Origin of the sequence: Lysobacter sp. CA199 (genome assembly GCF_052078715.1) — a bacterium.
Taxonomy (GTDB): Bacteria; Pseudomonadota; Gammaproteobacteria; order Xanthomonadales; family Xanthomonadaceae; genus Lysobacter.
The window spans coordinates 487391-499838 of the sequence record NZ_JBQJIL010000004.1; the positions used below are offsets into that span (position 1 = coordinate 487391).

The following is a 12448-nucleotide window of genomic DNA, read 5'->3' on the forward strand; positions in this document are numbered from 1 at the left end:
GCTGACGCGATCGCCGCGGGGCTGGCCGAGGCGTCCGGCCCAAGCCCGGAGCAAGCACCGGACCGTCACCGCCCCGGCCCGGGCACGGCCGGCCCGAATGGTTTATGATGAGAATGGTTCTCATTTGTAGGGGGTCCGCCGATGTCGATCCTGTCCAGTGTGGTTCCTTACGAGCCGGCGTTCGCCCGCGCCGGAACGGTCCCCGCCAGCGGCGACGAGGCTTTGCGCGCGGCCGCGTTGGATGTGGCCGAACGGTTGTTGGTCGAGCGAGGTTCCCAACGCGTGGGCCTGGCCGACATTGCCGTCGCGGGCGGATTGCCCTTGCGTGCGTTGCGCCGCTGCTACGCCTCGCGCGAACAACTGCTGTCGGCGGTGCAGGAGCGTTTCGTCCGGCGCTTCTGCGTGCATTCGGCGCAGGCCATGGACCGCTGCCGCGAAGGCGACTGGAGCGGTCGTCTTCGCGCCTGGGTGCGCGCGGCGGTCGACGGCTACCTGGATCACGTCGCCCTGCACGATGCGGTGTTCCACGATCTGCGCACCCACGACCGCCTCGCCTGGCAGGACAACCCGGTGGTCGATCAGTTGGTCGCGCTGCTCGAAGGCGGCATCGCCGCGAGGGTGTGGGTGGCGCCGGATCCGCGCATGACCGCGGTGATCTTCTTCACCGCGATGCACAGCGCGGTGGATCGGGTGATCGCCTGCGGCGACCCGCAAGACGATCCGGTCCAGGTGCGCCACCGTCTGGTCCAGACCTTGATCGGTTATTTCGAACGCACGGTGCAGTGGTGGACGCGCTTCTGATCGGCACCGTGCTTCTGATAAGTACTGTCTGATCGGTACTGATCGAAGCCGCGCCCGAATGGACTGTCTGCGCGCGCTCAGGCCGCGCGCGGCTGCGCCATCAAGCAGGCGATCGCGTCGCGGTGCTCGACGTCGACGACATCGAAGAAGCGCGCGCCGATCATCCATTGCGCCTCGCGCAAGGCCTCCAGCGCGGCTTCGGCCTGGCCGCAACGCAACAGCGCCTGCCCCAGCAGCAGCGCCGCCAGCGGCGTGTGCTGTTGCGCGCACCAGGCGCGGGCTTCGCGCGCGGCGTCGATGCAGGCCTCGTCCTCGCCCAACTGGTACAGGGCTTCTGCCAGCCCGCTGCGCAGCCAGTAGCGGATCTCGTCTTCGTCCATGCCGGCATCGGCCAGGGCGATGGCCCGGCGCCAGTGTTGCGCGGCCTGGCGCGGCTCGCCGTTGGCCTGGTGGCCGACCGCCTGATTGGCCAGATCCAGTACCTGCGATTCGACTTCGTCGGGCGGGGGCATCATTTCCGTATGCATGGTGGTTCCTTCCTGGAAGTCCGTCACAGCGTGAGCGAGCGTGGTGGCAGAGGCCGCAATCCGCAACCCTGCGAACCAATTAACGTAGGGCGCGTGAAAAAAGGGTCACTGGATGTGGAAAGAATGATCCAACTCGTCCAGATCCTCGTCCTCGGCCCGGTGCCGGCCCGGCCATAGCCCGGGCAGGCGGGGCAGCCGGGCGACGAACCGCGCCCCGCCCAGCGGCGAGGCGTCGACGTGGATCTGTCCGCCGTGGCGATCGACCACCTGGCGGACGATGCTCAGGCCCAGGCCGAAGCCGCCGGTGGCGCGGTCGCGGCTGCGGTCGAGGCGATAGAAGGGCTCGAACACCCGGCGCCGGTCCTCCGGCGGAATGCCCACGCCGTCGTCTTCGACCACCAGCAGCCAGTCCTCACCGTCGACTTCGGCGCTGACCCGGATCGTGTGGTCGGCGTAGCGCACCGCGTTGCGCATCAGATTGGAGAACGCCCGCCGCAGGCTGCGCGGTTCGACGTCGATCTCGTCCAGCGCGGGCGAGATCGCCCATTCGATGTTGGTCGAACGGATCCGCAGCTCTTCGGCCGACACGCCGGTAGAGGCGCGCAGGAACGCGGCCAGCTGCACCGGCTCCAGGGTCGGCGTCGCGCCGTTGCGTTCGAGCATGCCCAAGGTCAGCAGCTCGCCGACCAACAGATCCAGTTCCTCCACGTCGCAGCGCAGCGCGTGCACCCGTGCCCGCGCGACCCGGTCGTCGAGGGTGTCGGCCAGATTGGCCAGGCCGAACTCCAGCCGCGTGATCGGCGTGCGCAGCTCGTGCGAGGCGGCGTTGACCATGTCGCGCTGCGACTGGATCAGCCGGCCGATCTGATCGGCCATATTGTTGAAGTAGGCGCACAACTGACGGATCGAGGAGCCGCCGCGCAATCGCGCGCGCGCGCCCAGGTCGCCGTCGCCGAACTGCGCGGCGGTTTCGCGCAGCCGCTCCAGATCGCGCCAGTGCGGCTGCAGCCAGATCATCAGGCCCAGCAGCACCATCGCGAACACGGTGAGGTAGGCGATGTAGCGGATCGGAAAATCGTTCTCGACGTAGCCGATCTCGACCACCTCGCCACCGCCGAGCCGCAGATAGATGTGGTGATGCTCGCTGCTGACGTGATCGCTGGAGGTGCCGCCGGTTTGCAGGTCGGCGCGCACGCGCGCCGGCAACGCGGCGAGCTCGTCGGCCGGCACCAGGCTGTAGCGGCCCGGCGTTTCGCGGTTGAGCTGGGCCAGACGCAGACTCAGCTGCGCGCCGCTGGCGCCGTGCAGACGGTCGCGCAGCAAGGTCAGTTCGCCGACGAATTCGTGTCGGGCCGAGGCCGAGTACTGATCCGGAAACAGGTAGGGAAACACCTGCTGCACCACCAGGATCGAGCACAACAGCAACCCGGCCACGGTCAGGTACAGCCGGACCAGCATCGAAAGCATTCAGTCCTCCCAGGCGATCGGGCTGAACAGGTAGCCTCGCCCCCAGACGGTTTTGATTTTGCGCGGCTCGTGAGCGTCGTCGGCGAAATGCCGGCGCAGCCGCGAGATGCTGACGTCCACGGTCCGGTCCACGCCGTCGAAGCCGATGCCGCGCCAGCGCCTGAGCAACTCGTCGCGGCTGAGCACCCGGCCGGCGGCCTGGGCCAGGATCACGAACAGATTGTAGTCGGCGGTCTTCAGGTCGACCTCTTCGCCTTTCCAGCGCACTTGGCGCGCGGTGAGATCGATCTGCAGGCCGCCGTAACTGAGCATCGACGGACCGGCGGCCTGCGGCTGGGCCTGGCTGCGGCGCAGGATCGCGCGCAGGCGGGCCAACAGCAGGCGCGGCTCCACCGGTTTGAGGACGTAATCGTCGGCGCCGACTTCCAGTCCGGTGACTTGATCGAACAGATCCGCGCGCGCGGTGAGCATCACGATGGGCAGGCTGGATTGCTTGCGGATCTGGCGGCAGACATCGAAGCCGTCCATCCCGGGCAGCATCAGGTCGAGCACGATCACGTCCGGCGGATCGTCCTCGATCGCCGGCAGCGCCTGATCGCCGCGCAACACCACCGAGGTTTGAAAGTCGTAGCGTTGCAAGTATTCGGAGATCAGCCCGGCCAGACGGGCGTCGTCCTCTATCAGCAGGACTTTGTTCATGGCCACCTCATGCGAGCCGGCATGGTAGCGCCGGTGGTTGCGACCCGTTAGTACGATACAAATAAACACATCTGGCGTTGAGGCTAGCGTCAGGCGGCTTGGCGTGTGTGAACATGCGGATCCGGGGCAGGGTGAACCCAGAAGGGCGGACCCTGAGCGCGCGTTCGGACTCAGGGAGCATGGGGCATGCGGCGAACGATGAAACTGTTGTTGTTGATACTTGCGGGGGGCGGATGGTTGCAAGCGCATGCATGCGACTGCTTCGCGCCGTTGAGTGAGGGCGGCATGCGCGACGCGAAGCAGATCTACGTGTTTCGACTGGCCGCCGTCGAGCGATTGCGAACACCCGGCACGAACATGGAGACGCACACGGTCCGGGGCAAGATCGCAGTGTCGATCGGCCTGCGCGGCGAAGCGCCGCCGACCATCGTCCTGTATTCCACCGGCTGGTGCTGCGGCACGCGCATGCGGGTGGGAAATTACTACGCGGCGTTCATCGGCGAACGCGGACCGCGCTCGGTCGGGAAGCATAACCTGCTGTATCTGGGCGACGACCAGCGTGCGTCCGAGGCGGCCACGGCGCATGTGCAAGCGCTGTTGCAGCAGGGTACTGCGCTACCCCGAGGTCTGCTTGAAGCCAGCATGGAGCGCATCGACGCGTCTCCACCTCCGCCGCCCCCGCCGCCTGGTTATCGGCCGCCGCGCGAGGCTTCGACCAAGTAACTTTGCGGCGTCGCGTCCCGCGCGTCGCGGGACAATCGGTCTGCAATCGATCCATGTATCGATGCTGACATTTGTCACGGAAGCGTCGTGCCGGCGGCGTCAGCACAATCCATTGACCGAAACCGCGGCGACGGGCTTCGTGCTCGCCGCCGCGTCGATCTGGCTGTTCGCAGCGTCGCGCCGATCAAGCGTGGCCACGCTCAGGCGCCGCTCCACAGCTTCAGAGCCTCGGCCGCCACTTCGCGCGGAAACTCTTCCGGGAAGAACAACTTGGCGCCCTCGATCCGGCGCACACCGCGCGAGTTCGGAAACACGCGGTCCAGATAATCCGGGCTGGCCGGCGAGAAGATCGTATCGCCGGTGCCCCACAGGATCCGCACCGGCAGACCGCGTTGCTTGAGCGTGGCTTCGATGCCGGCCAAGGGATTGGGATCGAGCCCGATCGCGTAAGCGTCGGTCAGGCGGATGCGTTCGGGCGATTCGACCAGCGGCCGGAAATAGGTCTCGATCGCCTCGTCGGTGGGATGCTGCGGATAGGTGAAGCACAGCACGCCGATGCCCTTGTCCGAGCGCGCGAAATCGTGGTCGGCCAACTGCGGCGGAAACGTCTCGATCGCGAAGCGGCCGCGGCGCGCGGCCTCGATCACCGGCACCACCGCTGCCGGCGGGCTGTCGATCTGGGTATCGCAGTTGGTCAGCAACAGGCTGCGGACGCGTCGCGGATGCGCGGCGACCAACAACTGCGCGGCCTGGCCGCCGCTGTCGTTGGCGATCACGTCGACCTGGTCGATGCCCAGTTTGTCGAGCAGCGCGATCAACATGCCGACCTGCGCATCGGGCGCCACGCTCTGGCCTTCGGCGACGCGGGTGTAACCCAGGCCCAGCCAGTCCGGCGCGATGCAGCGGCGATGCGGCGCCAGTTCGGCCATGACCCCGCGCCATTGGAAGCCGTTGAGCGGGAAACCGTGCAGCAGCAAAGCGACCGGGCCGCGACCGCGTTCGACGTAGGCGATCTCGCCGAACGAGGTCGGCAGATAACGGCGCGCGGCGTGAAAGGCCGCGGCGTCCCAAGCGGTTTCGGTCGAGGCGCCGCCGGCCGAGGTGCCGATCAGGCCGCCCGCGCAACCGCCGATCAGACCGGCGCCGACCGCGCCCAGGCCCAGATGGATGAAAGTTCTGCGATTCATGACGTGTCTCCCGTGGCCCGGCGGGCGCTTCGATGGGAGGCGATGATTCGCGCTTCGGGTCATGGGCTCAATGACGCACGGGGTGAAATCGTCATGACCTGGCAGGTCATGGTTTCGCCTGCGCGCGGCTTCTATGATGCGCGGCATGGCCACGCTCCGTTCCTTCTCCGCCGCGCTGCAGGCTCCAGCCTCGCGTCCTTCAGCTCGCGACCCGGGCGTCGGCGCGCTGCTGCGCGAATGGCGTTCGACGCGGCGCATGAGCCAGCTCGATCTGGCCCTGGACGCGGGCGTGTCGGCGCGCCATCTGAGCTGCGTGGAAACCGGCAAATCGCAGGCCAGCCGCGAAATGATCGCGCGGCTGGCCGACGCGCTGGAGATGCCGCTGCGCGAGCGCAACGCCCTGTTGGTCTCCGCCGGCTTCGCGCCGATGTACCCGGAAACCGCATTAGCCACGCCGGAGCTGGCGCAGATCCGGCGAGCGATCGAATTCGTGCTCAAGCAGCAGGAGCCGTACCCGGCATTCCTGCTCAACCGGCATTGGGACGTGGTGATGGCCAATCAGGCGGCGATGCGGGTCAACCGCTTCGTCATGGACGGGCGCGCAAACCTGCATGGCAACATGATCCGGCAGATCTTCGATCCCGACGATCTGCGCCCGGCGGTGGCCAACTGGGAAGAAGTCGCCGGCGAGTTGATCCGGCATTTGCACAACGCGGTCGCCGCGGCGCCGTCGGACACGGCGGCGCGCGATCTGCTGGCCGAAGTGCTGGCCTATCCGGGCGTGCCCGCGCATTGGCGCCGGCGCCAGTTCGATGCCGCGCCCTCGCCGCTGTTGACCACGATCCTGCGCCGCGGCGAGCGCGAGCTGCGTTTCTTCTCGACCATCACCACCTTCGGCACGCCGCGCGACATCACCCTGGACGAACTGCACGTGGAGTGCTGTTTTCCGATGGACGAGGCCACCGCGCAACTGTGCCGCGAACTGGTCTGATACCCGGCATCGGCGAGCGCCCGAGGCGTACGCGCGACTGAATCGTTCGCCGGAACCTCCAGACACCTCGTTCAGGCGACGCGATAATGGCAACTTGACGGTTGCATTTAATCCGTGCCAGGATGAAATGCACCCAGGAGGTTGCCTTTCATGAACGTATCCGTTACCGATCGCATCGAGCGCGAGATCCTGCTCAAGGCGCCGCGCGCCAAGGTCTGGAACGCGCTGGCCGACGCCGAGTCCTTCGGCCAATGGTTCGGGGTGAAGCTGCAGGGCCAGCGTTTCGAGCCCGGGCAGGTCACTCAGGGCTACATCACCTATCCGGGCTACGAGCATCTGTTGATGCAAGTGGTGGTCCAGCGGCTGGAGCCGGAGCGCCTGTTGTCCTTCCACTGGCATCCATATGCGGTCGAACCGGGCAAGGACTATTCGCAGGAAGAACCGACTTTGGTCGAGTTCATTCTGGAGCAGGCCCCGGACGGCACCTTGTTGCGCGTGATCGAGTCGGGTTTCGACAAGGTGCCCGCCGCTCGGCGCGAGGAAGCCTTCCGCATGAACTCCGGCGGCTGGGACGAGCAGATCAAGAACATCCAGCGCTATGTCGAATAAGCCCCTGGCCGGGCCGCTCAAGGCGCCGGCCTTGCGCAAGTCGGCGCGGCTGTTCGGCGCGCTGGGCGATGAAACCCGCCTGCGCCTGGTGATTGCGTTGTGCGCTGGCGGCGCGCTGTCGATCGCCCAGCTCACCGCGGGCACTCAGATCAGCCGGCAGGCGGTGACCAAGCACCTGCAGGTGCTGGCCGAGGCCGGACTGGTGCGCGATCTGAAGATCGGCCGAGAGCGGTTGTGGGAGTTCGAACCGTCCCAGCTCGATCAGGCGCGGCAATCGCTGGAACGCATCGCCCTGCATTGGGATCAGGCCTTGCTCCGGCTCAAGGCGTTCGTCGAGGACTGAGCGGCTCAGCGGTCGCTCAGATCCAGGATCGGCCGGCGATGCTCGCGGCAATGACGTTCGTACTCGGCGCGCTGGGTTTCGGCGGTGGCGCGAAACCGCACCGTGCCGCCGGGGCCGAGAAATTCCACCGCGCCCATCACCACCACCAGCGCGACCATCGGTTCGTCGCCGACGATCTTCCACCAGTCGACGTTGCCGGCCGGTTCGTACACGTAGTCGCCCGGGCCGATCAGCTCGCCCGTGCACAGCTGGCGCGTGCCGCTGAGGTTGTAGGCGTGGATCTCGCCGGTGTGACGATGCAGCGGCATGGTCAGGCCGGGCTCCATGCGCAGCAGCTCGACGAAGCCGCGGTCGTCGGCGAGAAAGCGCAGTGGCTTGGCGAACTTGCCGGGCATCGACGAGGGAATCCACGGCAGATCGGCGCTGGCGCCGATGCGCGCGGGAAGGTAGTCGAGCAGGGCTTGCGGTTCGGCGGACATGGAGCGGCTCCCGAAAGGTGAGGGCGATTCAGTCGGCGATCGCGGCGAAGTAGCGCTCGAACGAGGCGTCGACCGCCTCGCGCCCGCCGCCGATGATGTTGCGGCCCCAGGTGTAGCCATACACGTCCTCGAACGGATAGGACGCCACGCGCTCGCGCATCGCCCGCACGTCGCCGGGCTTCATCGGGATGTAGTTGGGATAGCTGTACATGAAGGTCACATGGCGGCGGTCGGACACCACCTGCAAGGCATCGCCCGGAAACAGCGCGTCGCCGCGCTCGCCGCCGCGCCGCCAATGCAGCGCGGTGCTGCCGGTGAAGTGGCCGCCGCAGCGGATCAGCACGACGTCGTCGGACAGTCGCAGCGTATCGCCGCTCCAGTAGCGGATCAGCGGCGACGGGCGCTGCACCCATTCGCGGTCGGCTTCGTGCAGATAGATCGGCACGCCGCCCAGCGCCTGGCTCCATTCGATCATCGAGGCATAGAAATGCGGGTGCGAGATCGCGATCAGATCGACGCCGCCGCGAGCCTTCAGCGCGGCCACGGCCTCATCGGTGACCAGCGCCAGGCTTTCCCAAAGGATATTGCCGGCGCCGGTCTGCACATATGCCATGCGTTGATTGATGGCGAAGTCGGGGCTCAGGCCGATACCGAGCACGCCGGCGTCGTCTTCCAGTTTGAGCGAGTAGCGTTGCGCCAGCGATTCGTGCGTGGTCCAGCGCTGTCCGTTCCAGCCGACGTATTGGCGTTCGTCTTCGCAGATCGGGCAATGCGTCGGCGGCGTGGAGGATTCGGCGAACTGGGTGCCGCAGGTTTCGCAGATGGGGCAGGGCATGGCGGGCCTCGATGAGGTTGGCTGTGCGGCGGGATTCGCGGAACTGCCGTCAATTCTGTGGGACGGCCTTCAGGCCCGACGTTTTTCGGTCGGTCGTGGCAAGGCCTCGCGCCCCGCGCGGGGTTTCAGGACTTCGCGCCCTGGCCGAACAACACCCTGCGTTCGGCTTCGCTGAAATTCGCGGTCTTCGCGTAGGGATCGTCGATGCCGGCGTACGTGCGCTGCGTCGCCGGGCGCGCGCGGATGCGTTCGAACCAGCGTTGCAGGTTCGGCGTATCGGCCAGGCGTTGGCCCAGCCCTGCGTGCGGCACGATCCACGGATAGCAGGCGATATCGGCGATCGAGTACTCGGCGCCGGCGATGAACTCGCGTTCCTGCAATTGCCGGTCGAGCACGCCGAACAGACGATGGACCTCGCGGGTGTAGCGATCGATCGCGTACGCCACCGCTTCGGGTGCATGCGCGCGGAAGTGCCCGGCCTGGCCGGCCATCGGGCCGAGTCCGGCCATCTGCCAGAACAGCCATTGGGTGGATTCCCACTGCGCGCGCTCCTGGCGCGGCCACAGCAGGCCGGTCTTGCGCGCCAGATACAGCAAGATCGCGCCCGACTCGAACACGCTGATCGGCTCGCCGCCGTCGCCGGGCGCGTGATCGACGATCGCCGGGATCTTGTTGTTGGGCGAAATCGCCAGGAATTCGGGCTTGAGCTGTTCGCCGGCCGACAGCCGCACCGGCACCACGCGGTGCTCCAGTCCGGTCTCCTCCATATACAGCTTGAGCTTGAGACCGTTGGGGGTCGCGGCGTAGTAGAGGTCGATCATGGTCGGGCTCCGTGCGGCATTGCGCCGCGGCTTTCATGGAGCCAGCTTAGGAGTACTCTGGCGCCCTGATCGGGCCAGAGCGGACAGATTCGATGGAACCAGTTTTCCAGTTTCCCCTGGCGCTGCCGGATCGCGGCCACGGCAATCTGACCCAGGAACTGCATCAGCAACTGCGCTCGGCGATCCTCGACGGCCGTCTGGCCGCGGGTTCGGCGCTGCCGGCCACGCGCCAAGCGGCCGCCGCGCTGGGCATCGCCCGCAACACCGTGGTGACCGCCTACGACCTGCTGATCGCCGAGGGCTACGTCACTCCGCGCCAAGGCGCCAAGGCGGTCGTCGCCGACGTCGCCGCGCGCCGCGACCGTCGCGGTCCACAGCATCTGTCCGCCGGTCCGGAAGACGCGCGCTTGAATCCGTTGTGGCGCACGCCGTTCCTGCGCCCGGAGGCGCCGCGCCAACTGCCCGAGCGTTGCTTCCGTCTGGGCATTCCCGATCACCGTCATTTTCCGCACGACGTATGGCGGCGGTTGTCGGCGCAATCGCTGCGCACCTGGTCGAAGACCCGCTTCGGCTATCCGCCGTCGGAAGGCATCGCCGAATTGCGCGAGGCCATCGCCCACCATGTCGCGTTCGCGCGCGCGGTGGCCTGCGTGGCCGACGATGTGATCGTGACTTCGGGCGCGCAGCAGGCGTTCGATCTGCTCGCGCGTTTGTTGGTCACGCCCGGGCAAACCCGGGTCGCGGTCGAAGAGCCCGGTTATCCGCCGGTACGCGCCGCATTCGCCGCGGCCGGCGCGCGGCTGGCGCCGATGCCGGTCGATGAGGAAGGGCTGTGCGTGGATCAAGTGCCCGACGATGCGCGGGTGATCAGCGTGACGCCGTCGCATCAGTCGCCGACCGGCGTGGCCTTGTCGATGCGCCGCCGCCGCGCGCTGTTGGATTTCGCGCGGCAACGCAACGCGATCGTGATCGAAGACGACTACGACGGCGAGTTCCGTTTCGGCGGCCGTCCGCTGGACGCTCTGCAGACCCTGGATCGCGACGGGCTGGTGTTCTATGTCGGCACCTTCTCCAAGAGCCTGTTCCCGTCGCTGCGCAAGGGTTTCATCGTCGCCCCCGCGTGGGCGCGCGACGCCTTGATCACGGTCAAGCACTGCGCCGATTCGCATTGCGACACCATCACCCAATCGGTGCTGGCCGCCTTCATCCGCGACGGGCATTTGGCCCGTCACGTACGGCGCATGCGGGTGATCTACGAAGAACGCCGCGATGCCTTGCTGGAAGGGTTGCGCGGCCCGTTGGCGCCGTGGCTGGAGCCGATTCCCTCCGAAGCCGGCCTGCATCTGGCTGCGCGCATTCGCGACCCGCGCTTGGCGCCGGCGATCCTGGCGCGCTTGCAGCGGCATGCGCCCGGCGCGCAATCGATCGCCGAGTACGCGATGAACGCGCCCGAGCGGCCGGCGATCACCTTCGGTTACGGCGTGATCGACGCCGACGAAATCCGCGTGGCCTTGCGCCGTTTCGCCGCATCGCTGGCCGAACTGGGCGCGCGCTGAGTCAGTCTCGCGCGCCGGTCACAGGAATGAAGCGCGCCGGCCGCATCCGGCCGAAGTCGGTGCGGCGATCGCTGCGCACGCGCGGGTTCGGGTCCAGCACCCAGGCGCCGGTGTTCTGGCGCAGGAACACGACCCAGTGCCAGCGATCGTCGATGGGGTCGTGATTGATCGCGACGATGCCGTCGCCGTCGCATTCGTCCCAACCCGTTACCGCGCGTTCGTCGCCCGTCCGCGGGCCGAGCAGGCGCAACATCCGCTGCAGTTGCCGCGCGTTGGTGAGGTAGCCCTCGCGCGCATTGCGCAGGCCCGCGCCGACGCGGTAGCGATAGGGTTTCGGGCCGATGCCGAGCGCTCGCGCCAAGTTCCGCGCCTGGGCGTAGCCGATGCCGGCGAGCATCGCCACGCAGGCCAGTCCGCAACCGCTGCGGTCTTGCTGGAGTTGGCGTCGGATCATGGTGGCCTGGGTAAGGTGCGAAGCTTGAGCTTAGCAATGCGGCGAACAAAGCGCCCTCACCCTGACCGGATCTAATCCACCCTTCATTCCCCTTATTCCCTTTGCGAGGCTTGGGTAGATCGCAACGCGGGGCGGCTATCTGGCCGTTCGGGAACTCAGCACATCATGACCAGAAGCCACGGGCGCCAATGACAGGCCCGATCTACACTGGTCGCATTCGGCAGAAGGAGACTCGCCTTGAAATTCCGCTCTCTCGCGGCCTTGCTCGTCCTGGTGTGCTGCGCGCTGACAAGCTGCAAAACCGTCGAGCCAGCCAATCGCACGCTAAAAGACTTACAGGAGTGGGCAACGCCCGAGCCGTATGACAGCGTGTCGCCCGAGTACGAACAGCGGCGCGCCAAGGCGGCGATGGTGCAGTGGGTCGAACAGTATCTGAAGCACGAATATCGGGTGATCGACCGACGTTTCGTCTTGACCGCGCCCGGGTCCACCGACGGGGCGGCGATCGGCTCCAAGGCGCATCAACATGTCACACAGAACTTGGGCGGCACGATGCAGACCGATGGCTGGTATGACGATGATAATTACATGATGCATGTGTGGACATTCGGCGATAGCTCACCGCGTTATGTGGCTTTCGTGTTGACCCGCGATTTCTTGCCCGGTACCCGTGAACGCCGTATGGCGGACTATCTGGAGCTCGCGCCTGTGGCGAAAAACTGACCACTCCACGACAACAGGAAGTCGATATGAACAGGGAAGAACGGCAGAACACGGCCACATTCGGCAGAAGGAGCTTCGCCTTGAAATTCCGTCCTTTAGGGAAGCTCTTATATGGGCGCCTCCGGGAAAGCAAGCCGTTGATCGGATGATGGTCAGATAGCAGGACTGCGGTCTTATATCCGGCCTGTTGTGCGGCGCGAATGCCCGCTGGCCCTGATGGATTTCGCTGACGA

15 protein-coding genes are annotated in these 12448 nt (G+C 66.8%); 7 read left to right on the forward strand and 8 right to left on the reverse strand.

The genetic code is table 11. The features are described 5' to 3' along the window. Positions 1-141: 141 nt before the first annotated feature. Positions 142-801 carry a TetR/AcrR family transcriptional regulator gene (locus ACTOWJ_RS09455; RefSeq protein WP_441334346.1) on the forward strand — a complete coding sequence of 220 codons (660 nt, stop codon included), beginning with the start codon at positions 142-144 and terminating at the stop codon, positions 799-801. A gap of 77 nt (positions 802-878) precedes the next feature. Here the strand turns inward: ACTOWJ_RS09455 and ACTOWJ_RS09460 are convergent, their stop codons facing one another. The 3 genes from ACTOWJ_RS09460 to ACTOWJ_RS09470 form a co-directional block, all read right to left on the reverse strand. Further along, positions 879-1328, reverse strand: a complete 450-nt coding sequence (locus ACTOWJ_RS09460) for a hypothetical protein (RefSeq protein ID WP_441334347.1) — start codon at positions 1326-1328, stop codon at positions 879-881. Positions 1329-1433: 105 nt separating this feature from the next. Further along, positions 1434-2795 carry an ATP-binding protein gene (locus tag ACTOWJ_RS09465; protein ID WP_441334348.1) on the reverse strand — a complete coding sequence of 454 codons (1362 nt, stop codon included), beginning with the start codon at positions 2793-2795 and terminating at the stop codon, positions 1434-1436. Beyond that, positions 2796-3494 (reverse strand): response regulator, encoded by a 699-nt coding sequence (locus tag ACTOWJ_RS09470; protein ID WP_441334349.1) that lies wholly within the window; start codon positions 3492-3494, stop codon positions 2796-2798. A gap of 198 nt (positions 3495-3692) precedes the next feature. Here ACTOWJ_RS09470 and ACTOWJ_RS09475 point away from each other — a divergent pair, with 198 nt between their 5' ends. Continuing rightward, on the forward strand, positions 3693-4217 hold the full coding sequence (locus tag ACTOWJ_RS09475) for a hypothetical protein (RefSeq protein ID WP_441334350.1): 525 nt from the start codon (positions 3693-3695) through the stop codon (positions 4215-4217). A 200-nt stretch (positions 4218-4417) separates the two neighbouring features. Here the strand turns inward: ACTOWJ_RS09475 and ACTOWJ_RS09480 are convergent, their stop codons facing one another. Then, complete coding sequence (locus ACTOWJ_RS09480; protein ID WP_441334351.1) at positions 4418-5404, reverse strand: alpha/beta fold hydrolase; 987 nt, start codon at positions 5402-5404, stop codon at positions 4418-4420. A 145-nt stretch (positions 5405-5549) separates the two neighbouring features. On the opposite strand from ACTOWJ_RS09480, the gene ACTOWJ_RS09485 reads away from it, so the two are divergent. From ACTOWJ_RS09485 to ACTOWJ_RS09495, 3 genes are all read left to right on the forward strand, one after another. Further along, on the forward strand, positions 5550-6395 hold the full coding sequence (locus tag ACTOWJ_RS09485) for a helix-turn-helix domain-containing protein (protein ID WP_441334352.1): 846 nt from the start codon (positions 5550-5552) through the stop codon (positions 6393-6395). Between the two features lie 150 nt (positions 6396-6545). After that, a complete protein-coding gene (locus ACTOWJ_RS09490; protein WP_441334353.1) occupies positions 6546-7004 on the forward strand; it encodes an SRPBCC family protein in 459 nt (152 codons plus the stop codon). Further along, complete coding sequence (locus ACTOWJ_RS09495) at positions 6994-7347, forward strand: ArsR/SmtB family transcription factor (RefSeq protein ID WP_441334354.1); 354 nt, start codon at positions 6994-6996, stop codon at positions 7345-7347. The genes ACTOWJ_RS09490 and ACTOWJ_RS09495 overlap by 11 nt, the downstream gene beginning before the upstream one ends. A 5-nt stretch (positions 7348-7352) precedes the next feature. Here ACTOWJ_RS09495 and ACTOWJ_RS09500 read toward each other — a convergent pair whose 3' ends face one another. The 3 genes from ACTOWJ_RS09500 to ACTOWJ_RS09510 form a co-directional block, all read right to left on the reverse strand. After that, on the reverse strand, positions 7353-7826 hold the full coding sequence (locus tag ACTOWJ_RS09500) for a cupin domain-containing protein (RefSeq protein WP_441334355.1): 474 nt from the start codon (positions 7824-7826) through the stop codon (positions 7353-7355). Positions 7827-7854: 28 nt separating this feature from the next. Continuing rightward, the gene (locus ACTOWJ_RS09505; protein ID WP_441334356.1) at positions 7855-8661 is read right to left on the reverse strand and encodes an MBL fold metallo-hydrolase; all 807 of its coding nucleotides are present in this window, start codon (positions 8659-8661) and stop codon (positions 7855-7857) included. 125 nt (positions 8662-8786) lie between these two features. Further along, complete coding sequence (locus ACTOWJ_RS09510; RefSeq protein WP_441334357.1) at positions 8787-9482, reverse strand: glutathione binding-like protein; 696 nt, start codon at positions 9480-9482, stop codon at positions 8787-8789. Between the two features lie 92 nt (positions 9483-9574). Here ACTOWJ_RS09510 and pdxR point away from each other — a divergent pair, with 92 nt between their 5' ends. Continuing rightward, a complete protein-coding gene (gene pdxR / locus ACTOWJ_RS09515; RefSeq protein ID WP_441334358.1) occupies positions 9575-11038 on the forward strand; it encodes a MocR-like pyridoxine biosynthesis transcription factor PdxR in 1464 nt (487 codons plus the stop codon). A 1-nt stretch (position 11039) separates the two neighbouring features. On the opposite strand, the gene ACTOWJ_RS09520 is transcribed toward pdxR, so the two are convergent. Continuing rightward, a complete protein-coding gene (locus ACTOWJ_RS09520; protein ID WP_441334359.1) occupies positions 11040-11492 on the reverse strand; it encodes a hypothetical protein in 453 nt (150 codons plus the stop codon). A 237-nt stretch (positions 11493-11729) separates the two neighbouring features. Here ACTOWJ_RS09520 and ACTOWJ_RS09525 point away from each other — a divergent pair, with 237 nt between their 5' ends. Then, the gene (locus tag ACTOWJ_RS09525) at positions 11730-12215 is read left to right on the forward strand and encodes a hypothetical protein (protein ID WP_441334360.1); all 486 of its coding nucleotides are present in this window, start codon (positions 11730-11732) and stop codon (positions 12213-12215) included. Positions 12216-12448: the final 233 nt, after the last annotated feature.